The 25,596-nt window shown below is 54.1% G+C and carries 21 protein-coding genes; 15 read left to right on the top strand and 6 right to left on the bottom strand.

Annotated features, from left to right (window positions below; translation table 11 throughout):
* Positions 1–27 precede the first annotated feature (27 nt).
* A complete protein-coding gene (acnA, locus tag AC50Y3_RS23400; protein WP_494821135.1) occupies positions 28–2,748 on the bottom strand; it encodes an aconitate hydratase AcnA in 2,721 nt (906 codons plus the stop codon).
* A 304-nt stretch (positions 2,749–3,052) separates the two neighbouring features.
* Here acnA and AC50Y3_RS23395 point away from each other — a divergent pair, with 304 nt between their 5' ends.
* From AC50Y3_RS23395 to AC50Y3_RS23360, 8 genes are all read left to right on the top strand, one after another.
* Positions 3,053–4,261 (top strand): amidase domain-containing protein, encoded by a 1,209-nt coding sequence (locus tag AC50Y3_RS23395; protein WP_494821134.1) that lies wholly within the window; start codon positions 3,053–3,055, stop codon positions 4,259–4,261.
* A 71-nt stretch (positions 4,262–4,332) separates the two neighbouring features.
* Positions 4,333–5,523 carry a D-alanine--D-alanine ligase gene (locus AC50Y3_RS23390; protein ID WP_494821133.1) on the top strand — a complete coding sequence of 397 codons (1,191 nt, stop codon included), beginning with the start codon at positions 4,333–4,335 and terminating at the stop codon, positions 5,521–5,523.
* Between the two features lie 90 nt (positions 5,524–5,613).
* Complete coding sequence (locus AC50Y3_RS23385; RefSeq protein ID WP_475782587.1) at positions 5,614–5,931, top strand: hypothetical protein; 318 nt, start codon at positions 5,614–5,616, stop codon at positions 5,929–5,931.
* A complete protein-coding gene (uvsE, locus tag AC50Y3_RS23380) occupies positions 5,928–6,929 on the top strand; it encodes a UV DNA damage repair endonuclease UvsE (RefSeq protein WP_494821132.1) in 1,002 nt (333 codons plus the stop codon). The genes AC50Y3_RS23385 and uvsE overlap by 4 nt, the downstream gene beginning before the upstream one ends.
* Before the next feature lie 144 nt (positions 6,930–7,073).
* Positions 7,074–7,844 (top strand): enoyl-ACP reductase FabI, encoded by a 771-nt coding sequence (gene fabI, locus AC50Y3_RS23375; RefSeq protein WP_494821131.1) that lies wholly within the window; start codon positions 7,074–7,076, stop codon positions 7,842–7,844.
* Positions 7,845–8,122: 278 nt separating this feature from the next.
* Positions 8,123–8,965, top strand: a complete 843-nt coding sequence (locus tag AC50Y3_RS23370) for an inositol monophosphatase family protein (RefSeq protein ID WP_494821130.1) — start codon at positions 8,123–8,125, stop codon at positions 8,963–8,965.
* Positions 8,966–9,064: 99 nt separating this feature from the next.
* Positions 9,065–9,475 carry a GntR family transcriptional regulator gene (locus AC50Y3_RS23365; RefSeq protein ID WP_494821129.1) on the top strand — a complete coding sequence of 137 codons (411 nt, stop codon included), beginning with the start codon at positions 9,065–9,067 and terminating at the stop codon, positions 9,473–9,475.
* Positions 9,472–10,167: a DUF5808 domain-containing protein gene (locus tag AC50Y3_RS23360; protein ID WP_494821128.1), complete on the top strand. Its 696-nt coding sequence runs from the start codon at positions 9,472–9,474 to the stop codon at positions 10,165–10,167. Before AC50Y3_RS23365 ends, AC50Y3_RS23360 begins: the two co-directional genes overlap by 4 nt.
* Before the next feature lie 558 nt (positions 10,168–10,725).
* Here the strand turns inward: AC50Y3_RS23360 and AC50Y3_RS23355 are convergent.
* Positions 10,726–12,042 (bottom strand): glutamate-1-semialdehyde 2,1-aminomutase, encoded by a 1,317-nt coding sequence (locus AC50Y3_RS23355; RefSeq protein WP_494821127.1) that lies wholly within the window; start codon positions 12,040–12,042, stop codon positions 10,726–10,728.
* Positions 12,043–12,166: 124 nt separating this feature from the next.
* Positions 12,167–13,246, bottom strand: a complete 1,080-nt coding sequence (locus AC50Y3_RS23350) for an LCP family protein (RefSeq protein ID WP_494821126.1) — start codon at positions 13,244–13,246, stop codon at positions 12,167–12,169.
* Between the two features lie 260 nt (positions 13,247–13,506).
* On the opposite strand from AC50Y3_RS23350, the gene AC50Y3_RS23345 reads away from it, so the two are divergent.
* The 4 genes from AC50Y3_RS23345 to bcp are packed head-to-tail and all read left to right on the top strand — an operon-like array spanning position 13,507 to position 16,714.
* Positions 13,507–14,625 carry an ABC transporter ATP-binding protein gene (locus AC50Y3_RS23345; RefSeq protein ID WP_494821125.1) on the top strand — a complete coding sequence of 373 codons (1,119 nt, stop codon included), beginning with the start codon at positions 13,507–13,509 and terminating at the stop codon, positions 14,623–14,625.
* Positions 14,622–15,416, top strand: coding sequence for an ABC transporter permease (locus AC50Y3_RS23340; RefSeq protein WP_494821124.1), 795 nt, complete (start codon positions 14,622–14,624; stop codon positions 15,414–15,416). Before AC50Y3_RS23345 ends, AC50Y3_RS23340 begins: the two co-directional genes overlap by 4 nt.
* 4 nt (positions 15,417–15,420) lie before the next feature.
* The gene (locus tag AC50Y3_RS23335; protein ID WP_494821123.1) at positions 15,421–16,212 is read left to right on the top strand and encodes an ABC transporter permease; all 792 of its coding nucleotides are present in this window, start codon (positions 15,421–15,423) and stop codon (positions 16,210–16,212) included.
* A 19-nt stretch (positions 16,213–16,231) separates the two neighbouring features.
* The gene (bcp, locus tag AC50Y3_RS23330; protein ID WP_494821122.1) at positions 16,232–16,714 is read left to right on the top strand and encodes a thioredoxin-dependent thiol peroxidase; all 483 of its coding nucleotides are present in this window, start codon (positions 16,232–16,234) and stop codon (positions 16,712–16,714) included.
* A 376-nt stretch (positions 16,715–17,090) separates the two neighbouring features.
* On the opposite strand, the gene AC50Y3_RS23325 is transcribed toward bcp, so the two are convergent.
* On the bottom strand, positions 17,091–17,651 hold the full coding sequence (locus tag AC50Y3_RS23325) for a GNAT family N-acetyltransferase (RefSeq protein WP_494821121.1): 561 nt from the start codon (positions 17,649–17,651) through the stop codon (positions 17,091–17,093).
* Positions 17,652–17,831: 180 nt separating this feature from the next.
* On the opposite strand from AC50Y3_RS23325, the gene AC50Y3_RS23320 reads away from it, so the two are divergent.
* From AC50Y3_RS23320 to AC50Y3_RS23310, 3 genes are read left to right on the top strand one after another with little or no spacing between them, the layout of a single operon-like run.
* Positions 17,832–18,881 (top strand): AAA family ATPase, encoded by a 1,050-nt coding sequence (locus AC50Y3_RS23320; protein ID WP_494821120.1) that lies wholly within the window; start codon positions 17,832–17,834, stop codon positions 18,879–18,881.
* Positions 18,878–20,395 (top strand): DUF58 domain-containing protein, encoded by a 1,518-nt coding sequence (locus AC50Y3_RS23315; RefSeq protein WP_494821119.1) that lies wholly within the window; start codon positions 18,878–18,880, stop codon positions 20,393–20,395. Before AC50Y3_RS23320 ends, AC50Y3_RS23315 begins: the two co-directional genes overlap by 4 nt.
* A complete protein-coding gene (locus tag AC50Y3_RS23310) occupies positions 20,373–23,003 on the top strand; it encodes a transglutaminase-like domain-containing protein (protein WP_494821118.1) in 2,631 nt (876 codons plus the stop codon). The genes AC50Y3_RS23315 and AC50Y3_RS23310 overlap by 23 nt, the downstream gene beginning before the upstream one ends.
* Before the next feature lie 55 nt (positions 23,004–23,058).
* Here the strand turns inward: AC50Y3_RS23310 and AC50Y3_RS23305 are convergent, their stop codons facing one another.
* On the bottom strand, positions 23,059–24,531 hold the full coding sequence (locus AC50Y3_RS23305) for a bactofilin family protein (RefSeq protein ID WP_494821117.1): 1,473 nt from the start codon (positions 24,529–24,531) through the stop codon (positions 23,059–23,061).
* Positions 24,503–25,507 carry a peptidoglycan DD-metalloendopeptidase family protein gene (locus AC50Y3_RS23300; protein WP_494821116.1) on the bottom strand — a complete coding sequence of 335 codons (1,005 nt, stop codon included), beginning with the start codon at positions 25,505–25,507 and terminating at the stop codon, positions 24,503–24,505. Before AC50Y3_RS23300 ends, AC50Y3_RS23305 begins: the two co-directional genes overlap by 29 nt.
* Between the last annotated feature and the right edge of the window lie 89 nt (positions 25,508–25,596).

Genomic DNA, 25,596 nt, shown 5'->3' with positions numbered 1-25,596 from the left:
GCGGACCCGCTTATTTGTGTCGTTGAATTATTTGCTGTTGTTTGCTGCGATCATTTGACGGAGAACGGTTTGAAGAATACCGCTGTTCCGGTAGTAATCGACATCAACCATGGAGTCGAGACGAACGATTGCCGGGAATTCGAACGTTGTTCCGTCTTCGCGCGTTGCGATGACTTGAACCGTTTGACTTGGCAGAACATCGTTGCTCAGTCCCACGATATCGAATGTTTCGCGGCCTGTAATGTTCAGCGTCTTCCAGCTTGTTCCTGCTTGGAATTGCAGTGGCAGTACGCCCATGCCTACCAAGTTGGAGCGGTGAATACGCTCGAAGCTTTCTGCGATAACGGCTTTCACGCCGAGCAGGAACGTACCTTTTGCCGCCCAGTCACGGGAGCTGCCTGTTCCGTACTCTTTACCAGCGATAACGACAAGGTTCTTGTTGTTCTTTTGGTACAGCATGGAAGCATCGTAGATCGACATGACTTCTTCGGTTGGCAGGTAAGTCGTTACGCCGCCCTCTGTGCCCGGAGCCACTTGGTTACGAATACGAATGTTGGCGAATGTGCCGCGCATCATAACTTCATGGTTACCGCGACGGGAACCGTAGGAGTTGAAATCGACTCTGTCTACGCCGTGTTTGATCAGGTATTCGCCTGCAGGGCTGTCTGCTTTAATGTTACCAGCCGGCGAAATATGGTCGGTCGTAACGGAATCGCCCAGAAGCGCGAGTACGCTCGAACCTTTGATATCTTCGATGTCGCCGATGTCAGCGCCAAGGCCTTCGAAGAATGGCGGGTTTTGGATATAAGTGGATTTATCATCCCACTCATAGCTTTCGCCAGTCGGTACATCGATGGCGTTCCAACGCTCGTTCTGCGTAAATACGTTAGCGTATTTGTCGCGGAACATGTCAGGGCTCATTGCCGCAGCAATTGTATCCGCGATTTCTTTGGATGTTGGCCAGATATCTTTCAAGTACACAGGCTCGTTTTTGCTGTCATAACCGATTGGATCGGAGGACAGGTCGATGTTCACCGTACCTGCAAGTGCGTAAGCAACAACCAGCGGCGGAGATGCCAGGTAGTTGGCTTTCACTTGCGCGTGAACGCGGCCTTCAAAGTTACGGTTACCGGAAAGAACAGCTGCAACCGTCATATCGTTATCTGCAATGGCTTTGCTTACTTCATCCGGAAGCGGACCGGAGTTACCGATACAAGTTGCGCAGCCGTAGCCTGCAACGTGGAAGCCCAGTGCTTCAAGGGACTCAAGCAGGTTCGCTCTCTTCAGGTATTCCGTAACAACCAGGGAACCCGGCGTTAGGGAGCTCTTCACGTAAGCCGGTTTCTTCAAACCACGCTCAACGGCTTTCTTCGCTACGAGCGCAGCGCCGAGCATAACGCTTGGGTTGGACGTATTCGTACAGCTTGTGATAGCTGCGATTACGACTGCGCCGGTACCCATTTTGCTAACTTGGCCGTTCGTGTGTTTGACTTCAACGAACTCTTCGATCTTGTTGTCGCTCAGACCGTAGCCGCCTTTGTCGATCGGTGTGCGGATGATGCTGTTGAACGCTTCTTTCATGTTCGTCAGCTCAACGCGGTCTTGCGGACGCTTCGGACCTGCAAGGGAAGGTACGATTGTGGACAGGTCAAGCTCAACGATATCGGAGAAAGCCGGCTCCGGCGTATCGTCTGTACGGAACATGCCTTGTGCTTTGTAGTAAGCTTCAACAAGTGCGATTTGTTCTTCTTCGCGGCCAGTTGCACGCAGGAAGTTAAGCGTTTCACTGTCAACCGGGAAGAAACCGACTGTAGCGCCATACTCAGGAGCCATGTTGGCAACCGTTGCACGGTCAGCAAGGCTGATGTTGGACAAACCAGGGCCGAAGAACTCGACGAATTTGCCGACTACGCCTTTTTTACGAAGGATTTGTGTAACCGTCAGGGCAAGGTCAGTCGCTGTAGCGCCTTCTGCCAAGCTGCCTGTCAGACGGAAGCCGATAACTTCCGGTGTTACGAAGTAAAGCGGTTGGCCAAGCATACCAGCTTCTGCCTCGATACCGCCAACGCCCCAGCCGACCACGCCAAGACCGTTGATCATCGTTGTATGGGAATCCGTACCTACAAGGGAATCCGGGTAAACGACAGTTTCGCCGCCAATGGATTTCGTTGCTGCAACGGAAGCCAAGTACTCCAGGTTAACTTGGTGAACGATACCCGTTCCCGGCGGTACTGCGCGGAAGTTCTCGAATGCCGTTTGCGCCCAGCGCAGGAAGCGGTAACGCTCTCCGTTGCGTTTGAACTCGATGTCCGTGTTGTACTCAAGTGCTTCAGGAGTACCGAAAGCATCAACCATAACCGAGTGGTCGATTACAAGGTCAACCGGAACGAGCGGGTTGATTTGTTTCGGGTCGCCGCCCGATTTCTTCACGGTATCGCGCATTGCTGCCAGATCGACTACAACCGGTACGCCGGTGAAGTCCTGCAGGACGATACGTGCAGGGATGAAAGGAATTTCTTTGTCTTCGCGGCCATCAGCCCAAGTTGCAAGCTGCTTGACATGTTCTTTCGTGATCGCACGTCCGTCGAATTGACGGACAGCTGCTTCAAGAAGCACCTTGATGGAGAAAGGGAGCTTCGAGATTTTCCCCAGGCCTTGCTCTTCCAGACCGCCCAAGCGGTAGTAAGCATAGGGCTTACCGCCGACTTCAAGCGATTCGCGAACGGAGTATTCGTTTTGATGTGTCATTTGCAATTCGCGCCTCCTTGGCATCCATAATCATTTTGTGGTTTCACTGTGTGAAACACAATTTCAAAAAACATTTGATACCCTAAGTATAGCGTTTTTTATTCCATTTAGAAAGTCCAAATATCACCTTCGAGGGAAGATGTTTCGCCCGTTTTTACATGAATTCGTCTGCCTGCACATATAATGAACCAACTTTATCGGTCCAAGAAAAAACAAGGCTAATGTTATGCACGAATCGCTTACGCATGCATCAGGCGTTCGGTTCCGTGCTGTCCTTATGGCAGAAACAAGGAGGGGAACCAGCGTGCCGCGAACGCGAATATGGGTCGGAACCAATAAACCTGCAGCTCCGAAAAAAAGCACGGTGCAGAGCCGTTCGACTCTGCTGGGAGCGGAACCGCGCAGCGGCGGCAAGCCGAGCCGCCGCCGCGAAGCAGAGCCGGCGTCACCGTCGCAGGCTTCATTATCGCAGTCTCAGCTTCAAGGCTGGAAGGCTGCTGTTCATCGCTACGTGAAGCTGTACAATCAGGCTGAAATTGACCGCTATGCGCCGCCGTTTGAAGAGATCATTCGAGATGAGGATCACTTGTATCGGTTTACACAGCGGCTGGACCGGCTGCGTGAGCAGGAGCTGCTTCGCGGCGTTCTTCCGTCACGCAGCGAGACGAGCGCCGAGCTTATCCGGATCAGCGAGTCCAGCTCGCGGTCGGAGGTGGTGGTGCTTATTGAGCTGCGCATCAAACGAACGATTGATCATAATGGACGTACGTATCAGGAGGAACGCTGTGATCGTGAACGGCTGTGGCTGAGCGCCGAGCAAGACGAATATTTCATCTCCCGTATCGAGCCGATCGTCTCGGAGCGGCGGCCGCGCTACAGCTCGTCCGATGCCATCCTTGCCACGGAGCAGATGCAGGAGCGGGAGTCTTCTGCCGGCAGTCAGCAGCAATCCATACCTTATATAAATTATGATGTTTTGCCGTTTTTCAAACATACTCGTGCAGGTGTCAGATATAGGAGGGATTTGGCGGCCGCTTATGCGGATCGCTGGTGGAACGAACCTAATCCCGCATACGAGAATTTCGAGGTAAATTGCACGAATTACGTGTCTCAGTGCCTCTTTGCAGGCAGCTCGCCTATGAACTATACTGGTAAAAGGGATTCCGGCTGGTGGTACCGCGGCTTCAGCGGCGGCCGAGAAAATTGGAGCTACAGCTGGGCTGTATCCAACGCGTTAAAGACTTATTTGTCGGCTCCGCACAGCTCTGCGATGCAAGCAACTGTTGTCGATTCCGCCGATCAGCTTGCCCTTGGCGATATTATCACGTATGACTGGAGCGGTGATAACCGTTTCCAGCACAGTACGATTGTGACTGCATTCGATGCAGCCGGCATGCCGCTTGTGAATGCCAACACGGTTGCAAGCCGTCACCGATATTGGGATTATCAGGATTCCTATGCATGGACGGAGCAGACGAAATACCGTTTTTTTCATATCGCGGATGAGTTTTAAACGGCGCTTTAACCCAGGAGAGTATGACAACCCATTCGTATGGGAATTTTAACATAACCGGAGGATGAATCATGGGGGAGAAAGTGCGCGTAGGACTTGTTTACGGAGGGCGCTCAGGCGAGCACGAGGTCTCTCTACAAACCGCTCTTGCGGTCATGAAAGCTTTTGATTACAGCAAATACGAAATTAAACCTTTCTATATTGGCAAAGATGGCGAGTGGCGGGCAGGCGACACGCTGCTGGCCGCGCCAAGCGGTCTGGAGCAGCTGCGTCTTGCCGGCGGCGATGCGATCATCGGTACCGGAGCGCTAATGCCGGTATTCGGTGGGCAATCGGAGAATGATGCGTCCATCGCAATTTCTTCGGTGCCGGGCGCGGTAACCATATCTTCCTTAGGTCAACAGCAGGTAGATGCGGTTGAAGCGGCTGATGATGGTCAGATTGACGTCGTATTCCCTTTGCTGCACGGTACATTCGGTGAAGACGGCACCATTCAAGGTTTGTTCGAGATGGCGAACATTCCGTATGTCGGAGCAGGCGTTCTGGCTTCCGCAGTCGGCATGGACAAAATCACGATGAAGAAAGTTTTCGCGCAAGAAGGTTTGCCCCAGTGCGTATTCCGCTTCTTTAATCGCACGCAGTGGCAGAAGGATTCGGACTTTTACATTATGGAAATTGAAGTTGCGCTCGGGTACCCTTGCTTCGTGAAGCCGGCGAACTTGGGTTCAAGCGTTGGGATCTCCAAAGCTCGCAACCGTGAGGAACTGATCGCTGCTGTAGACTACGCGCTTCGCTTTGACCGTAAAGTCATCGTCGAAGAGTTCGTCGATGCGCGTGAGATCGAAGTGAGTGTGCTTGGCAACGATGAGCCGCGCGCTTCTGTTGTCGGCGAAATTACGTCCTCAAGCGAGTTCTACGATTATAAAGCAAAATACATCGATGGCAAATCGATGATGCATATTCCGGCCAACATTCCGGCCGAAGTATCGGATTCCGTTCGCGAAATGGCGATTCGCGCGTTCCTTGCGATTGACGGCTCCGGATTGTCGCGTGTCGACTTCTTCATGCGCAAGGAAGATGGCCAGCTGTTTATCAATGAAGTGAATACGATGCCGGGCTTCACGCCGTACAGCATGTATCCGCTGATGTGGAAGGAAAGCGGCGTTCCGTATACGGAACTTCTCGATACATTGATCGCGCTTGCGATTGAGCGTCACGCAGAAAAACAGCTTATCGATTATAGCGGAGGAACGCCGGCTTAAGGGCCGGTTTTCCCCGTTTTTTTGTAGGTTGGCGAGGCCGGCTTTAAGGCAAGTTACATACATATACTAACGACTATTGGAGGGTTGTTCATGGGATTCCAAACCGAGTTTAACTCTGTATGCAAATTCAAATCCAAGCAAGAGCTGTACGAGCTGTTGGAATACGGCCGCGGCAAAATGGTCAAGAGCGGCTTCCGTGTCTACCCAACCGGGCAGAAAGTCATCGCCTACACACCGGAGAATGAAGCCATCGCAATCGTGAAAATTCGCGTTTCCATCGCGGAAATTAACTTCCAAGGCGAGGAAGTAACCGAAGTGGAGATGGATCTGGTTCGTAAGCTAACGGAGGAAGAAGCGCGTGTTCAGACGGCGCTGGCTTATGAAATGTTCTTCGGAGATCAAGCATGATTGTCCGCTTCGGCTTCGTTGCCATGAGCGTATTGCTCGATAACGCTTCGCCCTCACGGACGATGACGTATGCGACATTTTCCAAGCTGGATGATCGTGAGGCTGCACTTCGCAGACTGGAGCGGATTGCGGAGGATAATCTCCGCACCACGCTTCGCTTAATGCGGCACTGCGTGGGTCATGATGTGTTTGTGTATCGCATGACCTCGAAGATTATTCCGCTTGCTACCCATGACGCGCTGAAGGATTGGGACCCGTATCCGCCGCTGGAGCAAGCTTTTGCCGAGATTGGGCAGTACGCGAAGGAGAAGGGGATGCGGCTTTCGTTTCATCCCGACCACTTCTGCGTATTCAGCACGCCAAGGCCGGAGGTGCTGGCGAAGTCCAAGGAGGATCTGGAGTACCACGTCCGGATGCTGGAGCATATGGGACTCGATGAGTCGGCTAAATGCAACATCCATGTAGGCGGTGCCTATGGGGACAAGCCTGCGTCTGCTGATCGGTTTGTACAGCAGTTTGGTCAGCTGGACAACCGAATCCGTAACCGAGTCACACTTGAAAATGACGATAAAACGTTCACCGTCCGCGAAACGCTCGGCGCTGCCGAGGCAGTCGGAACGCCGATGGTGCTGGATATCCATCATCATGCGGTCAATGATGGGGGCGAGACGGACAGTACGCTGTATGGCGAGCTATGGCCACGCATTCTGCGAACATGGACGGGGCCGGACGGGCAGCCGCTTGCATTGCCGCCGAAGCTGCATGTATCGAGCCCGAAGAGCGAGCGCGATCCGCGCGGTCATGCCGACAATGTCGACGCCCTGCCGCTGCTGCGCTTTCTGCGTGAAACGGCCGGCTCGGTGGATCAGCTGGACGTCATGATCGAAGCCAAGCAGAAGGATGCGGCGCTGCTGCAGCTCATGGCGGATATGCGCCAGCTGGAAGCCGAAGGAGCAGGCATTCGCGTGATCAACGGCGGAAGCATCGAGATAACCTAAGGGACAGGAAAAGCTTGATCTTTTCCGTCCCTTAGGTTATTTTTGGTTAAGGAAGCGCTATCATTTTTTGGGTTTTCTACGGTGCAATCACACCCTGGTCAATCATCATAAGCTCACAAATATTCTCGAGAGGATTGTGAAACGATGAATGGATTATTAGCAGGGAAAAATGTGCTTGTTATGGGTGTGGCGAATGACCGCAGTATTGCCTGGGCAATTGCTCAGTCGCTTGCTGCACAGGGGGCTCGCCTAGCTTTTACATACGAGAATGAGCGCGTAGAGGAACGGGTACGCAAGCTGGCGGAGACCATTCCGGGCTCCTTATTCCTCCAATGCAATGTCACGGTGGATGAAGAAATCGAGTCGCTCGCAGTTCAGTTGAAAGACTCGTTCGGTGTGCTGCATGGCCTTGTGCACAGCATCGCTTTTGCGAAGACAGAGGAGCTTGACGGCATGTACGTCGACACTTCGCGTGCCGGCTTCGCGCTGGCGCATGATATCAGTGCTTACTCGCTTGCGGCTGTGGCACAGCGCGTATATCCGCTGATGACGGAAGGCGGCAGCATCATGACGATGACGTACCTCGGTGCCGAGCGTGCGCTTCGTAACTACAACGTCATGGGCGTGGCGAAGGCTGCACTGGAAGCTTCCGTTCGCTACCTGGCTGCAGATCTGGGCCCGCACAACATTCGGGTAAACGCGGTTTCGGCAGGTCCAATCCGGACGCTGGCTGCCAAAGGCATCAAGGATTTCAACTCGATCCTGCGCCAAGTGGAAGAGAAATCACCGCTTCGCAAAACTACGGAGGCAGCAGAAGTCGGCGATACGGCGATGTTCCTGCTCAGCCATCTGTCCCGCGGAATTACAGGCGAAATCATTTATGTGGATAATGGATACAATATTGTCGGGGTGTAACATAGGAGCAGGGTTCTGTTTTAGAATATAAAACCATTACAATAAGCTGACTGGCTGTCGGAAGTCGACGCCCCAGTCAGTTTTTGTTTTCGTACGGTTTGTGTATACATCTGGAAAATGATAAACTTTTCAAGATGTTTACTAAAAAATAATAATCACCGCAATACTGGCGTGTATGCGTTAACGATTTATACTTAATTATGGAGAAACTTCGTCCGAGCGCCAACGTATAGTAGTAAGACATTTATGAACTCATAGGAAAGTAGCGTGGTTTAACCATGAGTGAGCAGATTATCGGAGGAAAGAGCTTTACCGCTGTTGCGATTAATTGTGCAGCGAAAGCCGGAGAATGGATAAAGACGAAGCTTGGCAACCATACAAGCCTTTCGCTAAAATATTCCGCACAAGACTTGGTTACGGAAGTGGACAAAGGCGCGGAGATGATGATTCGCAACCTGGTGATGACGCATTTCCCTCAGCATTCTTTCCTTGGTGAGGAAGGCGTACAGCCGGGACCGGAGGCTTCGACCAAAGCGCTGCAGAGCGTACGAGATGCGGAGTACCTGTGGATCGTAGATCCACTGGACGGAACGACGAACTTCGTACACAGCTTCCCGTTCTTCTCGGTATCGATAGCGCTTGCACATAAAGGCGAAGTTATCGTTGGCGTGGTGTATGATCCGATTCGAGACGAACTGTTCGTGGCGGAGAAAGGCAAAGGCGCTTACGTGCGCGGACGCCGCATGGGCGTTTCCGCAGAGGAAACGCTGCGTGACAGCTTAATCGCGACAGGCTTCCCGGCGGATCAACAGTATGCGCTTCCGCTCAATATGAAGGGGCTTCAAGCGCTGGTACCGCAAGTGCGCAATATTCGTTCCGGCGGCTCGGCCGCGCTACATATGGCTTATGTTGCAGCGGGACGATTGAGCGGCTTCTGGGAGATCGGCCTCAATTCATGGGACTTGGCGGCAGGCGCGCTGCTGATTACAGAATCCGGCGGACGGGTAACCGATGTAAAAGGCAGTCCATATGATTTGGGTGTGCGTCATGTGGCAGCTTCAAACGGACATATTCACGACGAGTTTGTGCAAGCGCTCCAGCAAGCGGAATCAGGCAGCTAAGGAAAGAGAACGTCTCTGCAACCGTCAAGAATGACGGGAGAAGAGGCGTTCTTTTGCATATGATAGCGTAGGAAGCTTTCATGGGGGGAGGCGGGCAGAATGTTTATTGAGCTCGATGTGCATGGAGACGTGCCGCTTCAGGAGCAAATTGCGCACCAAATCATAGCAGGGATTGCCTCCGGATCGTTGAAGCCTGGTAAAACCTTGCCTTCGGCGCGGCGGCTTGCTTCGGATCTGCGGGTCAAATCAACGGTTGTTCATAAAGCGTATCAGACGCTGCTGTCGGAAGGATTTCTACAGGAGCGTTATGATGGCAAATTAGGCGTACTCATCCCTGCACTAAACGAAATGCCGCGCGTTACGGATAGTTATAGGGATCGGCTCGCGAAGCAGCTGCGTGCATTAGCGGCAGAAGGCCGGGCCAGAGGAATGACGGAAGCTGAATTCAGCAAAGCTTGTCTAAACATATATCGAAGCGATTTGACGACGATGGGAGATTCACTGGAATGAATACGGATCACAAACAGTCGGTTGCACCCGGCTGGTATTTGCTGCAAGTGGTACTTATAGCGGTATCGGCAATATCCGCAGTATTACTGTGGGATCAGATTCCCGCAAAACTCGCCGTGCATTATGATATTACTTTTCAACCTGACCGCTATGCTGCGAAGGGGTTTGGCCCGGTTTTTCTCTTTAACGTCGTACAGCTCTTTCTACTCGCCATCATGATGGGTGCCGACTACGTTGTTAAGCGTGCTACGCAGCCAGGAGGGCCGGAGATGACGAATGAGAAAAGCCGGCAATACCGGTATGCGAACAGCGTTTTTCTATACGGATTGTCGCTCTTGCTCGTCTTGTACTTTAGTTATGTACAAGCAACTACGCTTTACGGCTGGTCGAGGCCGCTTCTTCTCATTGGAACGATAGCGTTATTTCTGCTCATTATCGGAGGTTTAGCATTTCTGATTATGTACGTCAGGAGGCTGCGGTTATCGCAGCACGGAGATGGCGATCTGAGTGAGGAAGGCCGCTGGTTGGCAGGTGGCATCTACTATAATCCGCAGGATCCGTCTGTCTTCGTACCCAAGAAATATGGGATCGGTTGGACGTTGAATTTCGGGAGACCGATGGGGTGGCTGGTTATCGCGACCTTGTTCGCGATTCCGTTCCTTATAGCCGGCGTGGTTGCGCTGATGGAATAGCGGGTTCATTAGCGCGATGGGTATTGGGTGAAGCGTTAATACTGAGGATGTATGAACGTGATGGAGGAAGCTTGTTCACGCAAGCCATCCCTTCGCCAACTTCTCGGCAGTCACTCACCTCCGTCGCTATTCTAACGAACCGCAGAGGCTTTTTTGAGAGAAAAGTTCCAATGAGATTTCTAACGAACCGTGGAGGTCTTATTCTGGTGAAATTAACAATTCAAAAATTCTAACGAACCACAGAGGCCTTATTTGGCCGACATAGGCAGAAATGCACGCGTTTTCGAGCGAATAAGACCTGTAGGGTTCGTTAGAATTTCAAAACGCTGCTTTTTGATCAAATAAGGCCCGTACGATTCGTTAGAATTCTAGGGCTCGTAAAGTGAAAGCGCGCTATCGCATCAGACCGTTTGCCACGAAGCGAAGCTTCGCTTCCGCAAACCGCAATCTGTGTCTGAGCTGAAAGGGCTCTATCGGATAGGATACGGGAAGAAGGCCATGGAACTATTCATACAAAAAGGCTGAACAGGATACCTACTCCCGTTCAGCCTTTTTCATTTACTTCGCCATCGCGGCAAAAGCTCGCTCAGCAGCGGCAATCGTCGCTGCAATATCTTCGTCCGAATGGGCGGTAGTCAGGAACCACGCTTCATACTTGGACGGTGCGAGGCAGATGCCTTGATCCAGCATGAGGCGGAAGAATTCCGCGAACTTCTCGCCGTCCGTATCCTGCGCCTCCTCGTAATTGGTAACGGGGTGATCGCAGAAGTGAGCGGAGAACGAGCCGCGAATACGGTTAATCGTAAGCGCGATGCCATGCTTGTCCGCCGATTGCTGCAGGGCAGCGGCAAGTTCAGCTGCCTGCGCATCCATGCGCTCATAAGCCCCGGGCTGCTGCAGCACTTCCAAGCAGGCAATCCCCGCAGAGATGGACGCCGGGTTGCCGGCCATCGTACCTGCTTGATAAGCAGGTCCAAGCGGGGCGACCTGCTCCATGACATGCTTGCGGCCGCCGTAGGCGCCGATTGGCAAGCCGCCGCCGATGATTTTGCCAAGCGCCGTCAGGTCTGGCTCGATGGCAGCATGATCCGGGAATGCGCTGAACGTTTGCGCGCTGCCGTAGTGGAAGCGGAAGGCGCTGATGACTTCGTCATAGATAACGAGCGCGCCGGCTTCGCGGGTCATTTTGCACAGTCCCTCAAGGAAGCCCGGATGTGGCATTACCATGCCGAAGTTTCCGACAATCGGCTCGACCATAACAGCTGCGACCTCGTCGCCGAAGGTATCGAGTGCAACGCGAAGGCCGTCCAGATCATTGAACGGCACTGTGATGACTTCGCTGGCAATGCTTGTTGGTACACCGGCGCTGTCGGGAATGCCGAGCGTGGAAGGACCGGAGCCTGCTGCAACGAGCACCAAGTCCGAATGGCCATGGTAGCAGCCGGCGAACTTAATGATTTTGCTGCGCTTCGTGTAGGCACGCGCAACGCGAATGGTCGTCATCACGGCCTCGGTGCCGGAGTTGACGAACCTCACTTTATCCATGGAAGGGATCGCTTCCTTCAGCATACGAGCGAGCTGAATCTCCAGCTCCGTCGGCGTACCGTAAAGTGTTCCGTTAGTAGCTGCGGTAGTAATGGCTTCTGTGATATGCGGGTGGGCATGACCGGTAATAATCGGCCCGTAGGCACACAAATAATCGATATAGCGATGACCGTCGACATCCCAGAAATGCGCGCCTTGCGCACGTTTCATGAAGACAGGCGCACCGCCGCCTACCGCTTTAAACGAGCGGGACGGACTGTTGACGCCGCCGACAATATGCTCAAGCGCTTCGGCATAAAGCTGCTCCGAGCGCGGTCGTTGAATGGACATGGTGAAACCTCCTAAATATTTTCCGACTACAATACCTTATTGTAACCCCAGAAACTGCGGCAGTACAACCAAAGAGAGGGTGAACAGACCGCCATCGGTCTACTCACCCTCTTTGTCCTACCTATTATTTGCTTCCGTTTGCCGTATTGCCGTTCGTGCCGGAGTTCGTTCCGTTCGTATCTGTCGCATTGCCGCTGCCTGCAACTGCCGGTGCAGTAACGGTTGAATCCTTCGTCAGCTCGTCTTGCACGAACTGTAGAAGCTCATCGTCATCGCGCACAGACAGTACGGATGCGCCGCCGACTTTCTTATCGCCGATAAGTTCCATTGGAGGAACCTGTGCTTGACCTGCGATATGCGTTTCAACGCCAAGCTGAGCCAGCTTGATCATGTCGGACACTTGAATATTGGATTCTACATAAGGCTGAATGCTGTCCACGATTTTCTTCATCTTCAGCAGGTTCCAGCCGTTCTTCATCTTGTCCGCAACGGCGTTCAGCAGCTTGCGCTGGCGTTCGGTACGGGTGAAATCACTCATCGCATCATGACGGAAACGCACATATTGCAGTGCCGTCGTACCGTCCAGATCCTGAATGCCTTTCTTCAGGTGAATGTCATATCGGTTGCCGTCGGCATTATCGACGTAGTTCATATTCTTCTCAACCTCGAAGTTTTGAATGCCGCCGATCGCATCGATCAGAGATTTGAATCCTTCGAAGTCCGTATACACATAATATTGAATATTAAGACCAAGCAAGCCGCCAATGGTCTTCATAGCCAGGTTAGGACCGCCAAGTGCCAATGCCGTATTAATCCGGCCATCTTCATGACCTTCGATTTCCACGTACGTATCGCGGAGTACGGAGAACAAATGCGCTTTCTTCGTCACAGGGTCGACCGAGACAACCATCATGGAGTCGGAACGAGCGGTTTCGCTTTTCTTCAAGCCGCGGTTGTCGCCGCCCATTATGAGAATGTTGACGCGTTCCGTGCCTTCCCATTCAGGTGGCTTCTCTTCGGCAACCTCTTCAAATTGACCGAAACGCGATTCTTCCTTAGGCTTGCTGAAGCCCTCGAGTCCGTTATAGACGCCGACACCTTGGTAAACGAAATATGCGATTACAGCCGCAATGGCGACCAGTCCGCCAAACAGTGCCCATTTCCACGGCTTCTTCTTCTTAATCGTCTTCTGGGAGCGTGACATTAAAGTTCTGTTCCTCCTTGTAATAGGTCCGTGTGCGGATGGAGAATCCGAAGCCGACGCGGAGCAGGGGTAATGAGGCCTAGTTAATAGCTATAATTTAGGGTTGAATGTCCGGTGCCGATAAATTCACTATAGCATTACATATCATAAAATTATAAAATGGTTTGTCGTAGAGAAGCAAGTTTTATCTGATAGAATCGAAAAAGCCAGATATTTCCCAGGAAATGTCGAAGGCGAGGAAGAGAGGAGCTAAGCATCCTATGCTGGCAATAGATGTAAGAGATTTGCGGAAACAGTTCCAGGTTCAGAAGAACCGCGAAGGGCTCGGCGGCGCGCTGAAGGATCTGTTTAAGCGGGAATACAACGACATTACGGCTGTCAAAGACATCACCTTCCAAATCCCTCAAGGAGAGATTTGCGGTTACATAGGTGAGAACGGGGCAGGCAAATCAACAACGATCAAGATGCTGACAGGCATTCTTGTGCCGACCTCGGGTCATCTGCAAGTAAACGGGTACGTCCCATATAAGGAGCGGGAAAAATTCGTTCGCGAGATCGGGGTCGTTTTCGGTCAGCGCAGCCAGCTCTGGTGGGATATCGGCGTTATCGAGTCGTTCCAGCTGCTTCGCAAGGTGTATCGCGTACCGGAAACGGAGTTCCGTAAGCGGCTTGATGAGCTCGTGGAACGGCTGCACCTTGGCGACCTGCTCAATCGTCCTGTACGGAAGCTGAGCCTTGGTCAGCGGATGCGCTGTGAGCTTGTTGCTTCCTTGCTGCACAACCCGTCGATTGTGTTCCTTGATGAGCCGACGATCGGACTCGATATTGTGGTGAAGACGGAAATCCGGGAGTTTTTGAGAAAAATCAACCGCGAGCACGGCACCACCATTCTGCTTACCACGCATGACCTGCAAGACATCGAAGCCTTGTGCTCACGCGTTATTATGCTTGACGATGGCCGGATCATTTATGACGGCAGCTTGGATGAGCTGAAGTCGAGATGGAGCAAGGGCCGCGAGCTGCAATTCCAATTCGGGGAGCTGCCGCCGCATGATGTGCTGATGCAGCTGACTGAAGGCTTGGAAGGCGTGCACTGGACGATCGATAATGAGCTGACTGCTACAATGTGGCTGCCGCATGAGGTGAATGTATCGGACGCTCTTGCCCGCGTAGTGGGAAGCAGAGCGGATATCCGCGATATTAAGATTACGGAGACGAACACGGACGATATCGTTCGTGAGATTTACCAATCCGGCTCGGCTTCGACCGAAGCGACGGAGAAACTGAGTCAAAGCTCGGTAACGGCGGAAGCCGCCAACGAAGCTAGCAAGGTACCGGTTGCCGCTGCCTCCGATAGGGAGAAGGAGCCGCAATCATGAATAGCGCCTACCTAGATCTTATCCGCATTCGGTTTCTCATGATGCTGGCGTATCGCGTCAACTACTACAGCGGTATTGTCATCTACACAATCAATATTGGTGCTTACTACTTCTTATGGGAAGCGATCTTCGGCGATCAGAAAGTGCTGGCCGGATTCACATTGGCTCAGATGACGACCTATGTAGCGGTTTCTTGGATGGCGAGGGCGTTCTACTTCAATAACCTTGACCGTGAAATCGCCAATGAAATCCGTGATGGCAGCGTGGCGGTTCAATTCATTCGGCCCTACAATTATTTGTTCGTGAAGCTGATGCAGGGCTTCGGCGAAGGGTTGTTCCGCTTGCTGCTGTTCATGGGACCGGGACTGGCGATTGTTTGTCTTATTTTCCCGGTGAAGCTGCCGACCGATCCCGGAGTATGGGGCATCTATCTCTTGATGCTGCTGTTCAGCTTCTTAATCAATACCCAAATCAATATGCTCGTGGGTTTGTTCGCCTTCTTCGTTGAGAATAACGAGGGGATGCTGCGGATGAAGCGCGTCGTCGTCGACTTGTTCTCGGGCGTTATCGTGCCGATTTCCTTCTTCCCGGGTTGGCTTGCCGTCACGATGAAGTGGCTGCCCTTCCAAGCGATCACCTACCTGCCAAGCTCCGTCTTCACCGGCCGTACGGCGGGCGATGATGTGCTGCGAGTGTTCGGAATTCAATTGATCTGGTTCGTTGTCTTAATCATTCCCATCGCATGGGTGTGGCGTCAGGCGAGGACCCGATTGTTCGTGCAGGGAGGTTGAGGACATGTTTTATTGGTCGCTTGCAATGGAGTATATTAAGAATTATGCCAAAACAAAGCTTACCTACCGGATGGACTTCTGGATCGAGCTCTTATCCGACCTGCTGTTCCAAGGGGTCAATCTGATCTTTATCCTGATCGTGTTTCAACATACGCCTTCCCTTGGAGGCTGGTCGGAGGCGGAAGTGATTTTCGTCTACGGCTATTTCATGGTGCCGGCAGGCATCTTCGGTGCCGTCTTCAACATCTGGAATTTCAGCGAACGATATATTGTAAAAGGGGAAATGGACCGCGTACTGACGCGGCCTGCCTATAACCTGTATCAGGTGCTGCTGGAAAATCTCGATCCGCCGTCCTTGTTCGGTTCGCTTGTCGGCCTTATAATTATGGTGCTTAGCTGGGGAGATTTGGGGCTCGCGTTCTCGTTCACCGATATCCTGATGCTTGCCGTGTTTACGATTGGCTCCGTGATGATTTACGCAGGACTGTTCACATCGCTGACGGCCATCTCATTCTATTCGGATGCACCGACGGGTATACTGCCGCTGATGTACAATATTTCGAACTATGGCCGTTACCCGGTTAACATTTATAACAAAATCATTCGATTCCTGCTGACGTGGCTGCTTCCTTTTGCATTCGTCGGCGTCATCCCGGCTTCTTATTTCCTGGAGAAGGACCACGAAGGCTTATCGTCGCTTGCGCTGCTTACTCCGGTTGTGGGGATCGTCGTATTCGCGATTGGCCTGACGATCTGGAATCATGGCGTGAAGCGCTACAGGGGTGCGGGATCTTAAGTAGTGGGGGAGAAGTCAGATGGCGAGAGCGATTAAAGCAAAAGCATTTGTAGGGAAGAAGGCACCCGACTTTACGCTGCCTGCCATGGGCGGCCGTGAGGTCAGCTTAAGTCAATTTGCGGGCAAGAAGGTTGTCCTATTCTTCTATCCGAAGGATTTGACGCCGGCTTGTACGCAGGAGTCCTGCGATTATCGGGATTCGTACGCTGCCTTTGGCGAGTGCAATACGGTTGTGCTCGGCATTAGCATCGACGATGTGCAGACACATGAGCGGTTTGCAGAGAAATATGAGCTGCCTTACGAGCTGCTGGCCGACCCGGAGCATCGCGTGTGCGAGCTGTACGGCGTGTGGCAAATGAAGAAGCTGTACGGCAGAGAGTATATGGGACTTGTTCGCTCGACCTTTCTCATCAATGAGAAAGGCAAGCTTGTACGCGAGTGGCGCAATCTGCGTGTGAAGGGGCATGTGCAAGAGGTGCTCGAAGCAGCGCAGGCGCTGTAGCTTGAAGTAGAATAGGGTTGTCCGGAAGCCGATTGGCTTTTTGGACAACCCTTTTTTGTATGTCGAGAGATGGCATGATGGTCTCTAATTTGCTCGCAATTAACCACTAATCGAATCTAAGGAACCATACGATTCGTATGGATTTCGTGGACAGCTCTAACGAATCGTACAGGGCTTATTTGCCTCAAAATAGCTCTCGTAAAATTCTAACGAATCGTGGAGGCTTTATTTGACGATTTATGTGCGACTTGGGGTCGATTTTGACAAAATAAGACTCCTACGATTCGTTAGAATCTCGGAGGGGAGAAATCCGTCCGAATAAGACCTCTACGATTCGTTAGCTTTTCGCGGACTGCCTGGTCGAATTGTGACTGGCTTAATTAAGCCTCGCAAAAATACACGTATCACGCCACTCGCTGCCATCAGCCGATAGGTCCTCGTTTCGAATAATGCCTTCAAGCTCAAATCCGAGGCGCTGCGGAATCAGCATGCTCCTGGTGTTGAGCGTGTCGCAGCGAATTTCCAATCGACGGGCTTGCAGCTGCTCGAAAGCAAAATTACAGATGCCGTCAACGGCTTCAATCATATAACCCTGCCCGCTGTACCGACTATCGATCCAATACCCGATTTCGAATTTGCGCACATCCCAGTCCAAGCCATGCAAGCTCGCCGATGCGATGAAGGTCCCACGATCCTTAAGGAACACATGCAGACGAAGATTCTCCCGCTGCAAGAACTTCACGTGAGCCTCGCGAATACCTCGTTCTGCCTCATACTCCGAATGCTCTTCCTGTGCCCATTTCATCCATGGCTTCAGCTCGTTAAGCGAGGCATTGAGTGCTTCAAGCACGGCTTTGCCGTCGCCCGGCAATGGCATACGAATGAGCAAACGTTCCGTTATAAATTCACTGGGAAAATCAATCATTATGGGATCCACGGCAAACCCTCCATCCTATCGTCTTACGGAAAGCGTCACGTATGTAAAAATCATCCTACAGCCTGCCCTCTTCGTTGTAAATAGAAACGTGGCCGCGGGGAAGGTGTAAAGAGAGCGTAGTCTGGCGAAACTATCAACTAGAGGAATTCATAGGTTGAAAGAGTAGGAGATGAAGCTCAAATGATACCGAAACAAATGTCGGAGCAGCCGTATGGCAGCAGGGTGGCGGAGTCCGAGGGTAAGGTTCTGCAGCAGGATGCATGGCCGGAGGCTGCGCAGCAATCCTTGCAGCTCATGATGGCTAGAGTCAATAGCGTACTGCTAGGCAAGAAAGAAGTTGTCACGCAGGTGTTCAGCGCGTTGCTTGCCGGCGGGCATGTGCTGCTTGAGGATGTACCGGGCGTCGGCAAAACCCTTCTCGTACGGGCCATTGCCCGCGTAATGGGAGGCGAGTTCCGCCGCATTCAGTTTACTTCGGATATGCAGCCTGCCGATGTGGTCGGCGGCATGATTTGGGATGGCAAACGAGGCGAGCTCGTATTCCGGCAAGGGCCGCTGATGGCGAATGTCGTGCTAGCGGACGAAATCAACCGGACGCCTCCGCGTACGCAGTCCGCGCTGCTTGAAGCGATGGAAGAGCGGAGTGTTTCGGCAGATGGGGAAACGAGACTGCTGCCGCAGCCGTTCATGCTGCTCGCGACGCAAAACCCGCTGCGCGACGACGGCACGTATCCGCTCCCCGAGGCGCAGCTTGACCGGTTTATGATGCGGCTGTCGATCGGCTATCCGGCAGCGGAGGATGAGATTGCGATGCTGGAAGGGAAAACCGAACAACGTCTGCATCCGGAATCGCTGCGTCCGGTTATCATACCGGAGGAATGGCTGCGGATGCAGCGGGATGCGCTGTCCGTCCATGTTCATCCGGCGCTAATGGCCTATGCGGTTCACATTGTCGGCGCGACCAGAACCTCGCAGGAGCTGCTGCTTGGCGCGAGTCCGCGGGCAACGCTGGACTGGGTGCGCGCAGCTCAGGCAACGGCGTATATCGGCGGGCGGCGTTTTGTCGTGCCGGATGACCTGAAGCAAACGGCGGAGCATGTGCTTGCACATCGATTGCTCGTGCGCGACGAAGCGCTGGTGCGCGGGAAAACCGCCGCAGCGGTGCTGGGAGCGATTATGTCGGCGCAGCCGATTCCGATTCCGTCCGGCGATGGCGGGCGGCGGCGATGAAACGGGCGGAGCAATCGGGGCCGGGCGAGACAGGGCAAGGCAAGGGGCAAAGTCAGACAGGGCAAGGACGAGGACTGGCGGGACAGACAGGACAGACAGGACCTGGCCAGGCAGGGCTGGAAAAGGCAGCACCTGTAGAGTGGGGCGAAGGGGTAAGGCTGCGCAGCCGGTTTGTGGCGCGCGCCGTGCTGATTCTGCTGCTTGGCGCCAGCATGGCGGCGCTGCATGCGCGAGGGGGCGCAGTGGAGTGGCTGCTAGCTACGGTGACGGCGGCGGTGGCGTTTTGCTGCATTATTTTGCCATACATGGCGGTAGGGAAAATTACGGTTGAGCGGTCGATAGCGGATGCTGACGGACTGTTCGACGGCGGGGATATGCAGGTGATGCTAACGCTGCGGCTTAGCAGACCCGTGCCTTTCATGTGGCTGGGGATGAGCGAAGTCATCGTGCCCGATACCGCGCAGTCTGGGAAGGGATTAAAGGTGGAGTATGCTTTTCTGCCTGGATTTAAGCGTGTATTCCATATTCGTTATTCGGTTCGGGGACTGCGGCGCGGTGAGTTCAAATTCAGCCCGATGCTAGTTTCGGCAGGGGATATGCTGGGTTTGACGGTTCGTAAATTCGGAGTGGCGTGTCCGGGTGGACTGCTTGTTCATGCGATGGCGCCGGCTGGGGAAGCTTTTGCAGACTTGCCGGGTTTCCGTCCTAGTGCGAAGAGCGGTGAACGTCAGCCAATCGCGTCGCTTGGCGGCCAGATGATAACGGCTGCTGCGCGTGCAAGCCGAGGCGGAGCGGGTCCGGATGTGCGAAGCTATATCCCCGGCGATTCGCCAAGGCGAGTCGATTGGCGTGCGATGGCCAGAGGGCTCGGCATGCAGACGCGGATCAGCAATGCGGAAGAGGCGGGGCAGCTCATTGTGCTGCTGGACACGTCAAAATCCGCTTATGGCGGTGACATGCGGTTGTTCGATGCCCATGTCGGACGTGCGGTGCTCGTGATGAGGCAGGCGGTCAGAGAAGGGAAAAGCGTTGTTTTGCTGACTACAGAGGAATTGGAGCTTATCGTGCGCACTGGGGAGAGAAGTACACTTCTGGCTGCGGAGGAGAAGCTGGCCCGCTTGCAATGGGGGCTTTCGTCTCGGAAGCCGCTGTCCCAGTGTCTCTCTGACGCTGTGGCGGGAATGCCTCGCGGCTCGGCGCTAATTTGTTTGACTGCGGGTACGAAGGGGGCCGGCGCTGTTGCAAGGGAATCCAGTGCTTCGGAAAATGTATTCTACGGCGCTAAACTCGCGGCTGTACGGGGCGTGAAGCTGGTGCTGCTGCTTTCTTTTGCAGAGACCGAGGCGGCTCCGGCGGAAATGAACTGGCGTGCGCGGCTTCAAGGCACGGACTGCAGCGTAAAGGCGCTGCCTGTTCCTCTGTCCTACCGCAAGCAAATACCGGTTATGGCGGAACTCAGTATGACCACGAATAGGGAAGGAGGCGTCATGGATGTCAGCACAGCAAGCAGCTAACAACGATGACAGCGGCGCGCAGCTATCGAGGCGGCAGAGAGAACGGACGGGACTGGATTTTTTTCAAATGGGATCGCGCCGGCTCGTAACGAGCTTGCTGCTGTTTGGGCTGATCATCGAATGGCTTCTCCCGCTTGCGCAGCTGAAGGAATACACGGAGCTGTATCAGGTTGAGCCGCTGCTGGCGACGGTCGGCCTGTTTCTCGCTGTCGGTCTGTTTGTGCCTCCGACGTGGTTATCGATTGTGCTCAATAGCGTGATTACTGCGGGAACGGTCCTTGTTCTGTTTCAAGGTCAATATGCTTCGGGGTACGATGCGCTGATCGGGTTTGTGCATGCGTTCACGCATGATTTTGGCCAATTGCTTCAGGGAAAAATCGTGCTGAGCGGAGAAATGCGAACCGTGCTCCTTGTCAGTGGACTTGGCATGATGGCGCTGGCGCTGCAATCCCTCGTGTGGCTTAGGCAGTGGGGGCTGGGGCTTGCTGCGCTGACGGCGGTGTATCTGCTGATGCTGTATGGTTTTCTGGGTCTGCAGGTGTTTCCGAATCTAATGCGCGCGCTTGCGGAAGGGCTCCTGCTCAGTGCGCTGGTAACAGTGCCTCGGATGGAGCGTTTAATGGGGTCCAATCTGTTTGTTCGAGCGAAAAATGATGGCAACCATCAAATGGCAGGTTGGTCGCTCCCTTGGTGGAACGGCTCAGCGTGGCTGGTTGTTCTTATACTGGCAGTCGGCATTGGCGCTGTATGGAGTTTAGCGAGACAGACACCGAATGAACCTGCGCCCTGGGCTGCGGAAGCTGTAGATTGGGGACAGCAGAAGCTGCTCGACCATCAGAGTGGAGGAGCGGGGCGCGGTGATCGCGTTACAACTGCGGAGGAAGCGATGGCTGCTGCAGGATTCGGTGACTCCGGCATAACCGGCTATGGGCTTGATGACCGGGTGCTGGGTGGGCCGCTAACACAGGATCGTTCGGTTCTATTCACCGTGGCTTCGAAGGAAGCGACCTACTTGCGCGGCGAAAGCAAATCCGACTATACCGGCAAAGGCTGGGTGCAAAATGTTCATGATTGGCTCACGCTGAATGTATCCACCTACGAAGCGGAAGAAGACGCGCGTTTGTTGGTGCAAACGATAACGGCTGTTCATCCGACGGCAGGATGGCCTCTTCTGGCAGGCGGTGCGGAGGCGAAAATTAGCGCGATTCGGATGCTGGACGGCGAAACGGCCGGCTATCGGCGCGATGCGGCGACAGGAGCGCTCTATCCGATCGACGAGAACGATCGGGTCGTCAGTTACACGGTAGCCGCGGAGCTGCCGAAGCTGGGACTGGATGAGCTGAGGAAGCTTTCTGCGAATGTGGAGCCTGTGGCTGGTGGAGCTGAGGGGAGTGCGGGAAGCGGGGCTGATTCAAGGGCAGGTTCGAGTAATTCGGGGAGCGAGAACACAGGAAAAAGGACGGAGGCAGCGGGGTCGCGCGCTTTTATTGAGACGGTAGCGCTTGAGGATGCGTATACGCAGCTTCCTAAGGAATTGCCTGCGCGAGTCGGCGAGCTGGCTTCGCAGATTGTTGCGGATGCCGGGAATCCGGCGAATCGCTACGATCAGGTGGAGGCTATCGCAGCGTACTTGCGCAGCCACTATGCATACTCGCTGCAGTCGTCGGTTCCCGCTGATGGGGCTGACTTTGTCGACGACTTTCTGTTCCGCCAGCAGCAAGGGTATTGTGTTCATTTTGCATCGGCGATGACCGTTATGCTGCGGACGCAAGGGATTCCCGCGCGGTACGTCAAAGGCTTTGCCCCAGGCGAGGCCGTCGAGACTACAGCCGGCGGTCCAGCGGGCTTGTACACCGTGCGTGCAAGTGATGCACACGTTTGGGTGGAGGTCTTTTTCCCGGGCGTCGGCTGGCTGCCGTTTGAGCCGACGCCGGGTTTTGCGGCACCGGGCAGCGGTGCCGCCGGCGAAGCCTCATTGACGCCTGCCGGGGCAGGCAATGGGGCGCAGCCGGGAACAGCCGCAGGCGCGGGTGGCGCCGCCGGGGCTGCGGCTGGCGGCGAAGCCGCAACCAGCGCCGCCCGCGCGCTGGCGGTGCGCTTGGCAGCGCAGCTGCAGGCGGCGGCGCAGCATGCCTCCGATGCCGCGCAGCGCGGGGCGCATGCCCTCGCGCAAGCGGCGCAAGGCGCCATGGCGGCGAAGCCGTGGGCCATGGCCGCGCTAGCCGCGAGCGCCACCGGCGCCGCCGGGCTCGCCCTGGCGGCTGCGCGGCGGCGCAAGAGCGAACGCTTCGCGTTCGGAAGCGCGCTGCGCCGCTATGGCAGCGCGCTTCAAGCGGGCCGGCATACCGCGGCCCGCGGACACTTCCTTCAGCTCGCGGATGCCTGCTGGCGCGAGCTGTACAACAGGTGCGGTGCGAAGCCGCTTCACCGCACCACGCGCGAATTCGCGGCGGAGGCGCTGCCCGGCCTCCCGCCGGAAACCGCGAAGCTGGTCGCTGAATTTGTGCGCTGGGATGAAGCGGCGCGTTATGACGCTCATTGGCACAATCAGCCAACGCTTCAGCAAATGACCGTGCTTGTCGCGGGTTTGCAAGCGCGCCAAACGTAGACATACAAATACCCGCCAATTGCCTTGGCGGGTTTTTCTGTATCTATGCGGCTGCTTACCAGTTTTTGAGCAGCGCCGCGGCTTCCGCAGCACTGCGACTGCTGGATTGATTTTGATAAGAATCACGTTCCGCTTGCGCAGGTTCATTAGTCGAAGTGTTACCATTCGCGCGTTCCTCGAAGCCATAGCTATACACGTTGCCAGCAGGATTTAACGGTTCCGAACCTTTATTAGCGTTCACAGCCGTTACATCGTTAGTTGCAGTGGCAAAAGCTGAGTTCGCTTCAACTGTGGAGTCCGTTAAAACGCTATCTTCTTTAATTACCGCTTCAACAACCGCTTCTTCTTCACTTACCGCTTCAACAACTGCTTCATCAGGCGCTGTTTCAACCACGGCTTCCGCTTGAGCGAATACCTCATCAACACCAACTTCAGTGCTGACCTCGTTTACAACCACGCTCGCGTTATCGCTGAACTCCGCAATTGCCCTCTCATCCGCTAAGCTCTCCGCACTCCGACTATCGCTCACGAAGCTCCCGGCATCCAACACCAAGTCCACCGCACTTACGGAGTCCTCATCCATCAGCTCTGAGTGCTCACTCACAAACTCCGACCCGGCAGCTGCCTCGCTTTGCCCCTGAGCGGCGGCAGTGACATCGGCCAAAATCATCCCGCTCAAAGCAGCGCGCTCCGCCTCGTTAACACCTTCGTTAATTCTCGTGTTCACTGGGCTGAATGACTCATTTTGCCCTGATCGATTCCGCGTTTGGTCTTCATGAATGCTTTCAGCCTGAACGGTCCGGTCTTGCCCTCTACCCGCATCCTGATCAACCAGCAACGCATCATCAGAAGCACTTACCGTCTTACTGCTCCCGCTGATGCTGGATATGAATGCTTTACCGCTTTCCCGGAGCGGATCACGATTCGACGACTCATTGCCTTCTTTACTCTCAGTTGCACCGCCCTCGTTACCGGCTGCTTCATCTGCTGCATTCGGCTTCTCAATAGCGCGGTAGCTGATTTTTTTAGGAGCGGCCCACACAACTGCCCCGTCGGCGCCAACCACCATATCTCTGCGGTCGTATCCGCTGCGTCGCTCGACACCTGTATAGTTTCCGCTGTTCCCGCTGCGTCGTTCAATTCCGCTTCTGCGCTCGGCAGGGTTAACTGCAGGCTCGTCCTGATCCATAGTGCTTTTTCCTTGGAACAGGCCGCCGTCTTCGATCGTCAGCGTAGCCGCAGTCATGTCGCCATATAGTTTGCCTGTGGAGGAGATGGTCAATTTACCTGTGATATGGACATTGCCCGTGACTTGTCCTGCAAGAATGACATTGCGCGCGGTAATATTCGATACGGCAAAACCGCTTTCTCCCACGACGACATCGCCGTCACAGGATATATCTCCGCGCAGCTGTCCTTCCAAGCGAACGCCGCCCGCAGAACGGATACTGCCTTCAACAATCGTACCTTCCCCGATGAACGTGTCGGTCAGCTTGGAGCTAATCTTGTCTTTCTTCCAATTGAACATCAGTTGGCATCCCCTTTATCCCCATTTTCAAATATGGTTTTGGATCGACAGACACCCCGTACTTCATCACTTCAAAATGAAGATGCGGTCCCGTGCTGCGGCCCGTTGAACCAAGCAAACCGATCAGATCCCCTTGATCTACGCGGTCGCCTTCTTGCGCCAGTACCTTGTTCAAATGCATATATTTCGTAGCAATGCCGTTCTTGTGAGAGACGACAATGTAATTCCCGCGTTCCGACATATATCCGGTTTCTTGTACGATGCCATCTGCCGCTGCAAATACGGAGTCGCCTGTTTTGCCGGCTATGTCCATGCCTTTATGTACGCCGGGATGGTTCGTGAAAGGGTCAATACGAACCCCGAACAAAGAGGTAATGCGCTCCGATTCCGTAGGCCAATAGGTAGGCGTGAGCCGAAGCACTTGCTTCTTTTTTTGCACCTCTTTAGTAGTGGAGGTCAGTCTGTTCTTCAATTCGCTGATTTCGCCGCCGATAGAAGAATAGAACGATTTGGTCTGGTCTATGAGTCCTTGGATATCCTCATCGGTTGCGTCCAGCTGCTCGCCCCCGACGCCATCGCCGTCTGCTTCCTTCGTTGATTTGTCGGGAGAGAGGCCGACGAGTGATTTCATATCGGATTCCAGCTTGCTCAGCTCTTCCATGCGGGCGTCTACGGCATCCGCCTGCTGGGCCAGTTGAACCAGATCGGTTTGGAGCTTCATAATACGCGCTTCTTTGACTGCCAGCTGATCTTGATGGGCTTGGGATTCGGAAACGAGCTGCAGATGAAGCTGTTCCAGCTGACGACTGCTGCGTTCATGAAGTAGGTATAGCGTTGATGCTATCACAATCAGCAAGGAAACTAGGATGGGAATCACCAGCAACAGGGCGGTGGAAACCCGAAACCGCAGCGCTGGCTTGCTGCCGTCTGGTAAGACAAGAAAGGTGAAATGGGTGTTGCGCGGTAAAAGTTTCATGCTTACCTCCTCGAAGTTGTTTGCTTTGAACGAACGTTTTCATGCGACTAAAGGCGGAGCAAAAAAACATACACACCGAACTATTTCGG

It is taken from the genome of Paenibacillus sp. J22R98 (assembly GCF_059383835.1).
This window is presented reverse-complemented; position numbering and strand designations above follow the sequence as displayed.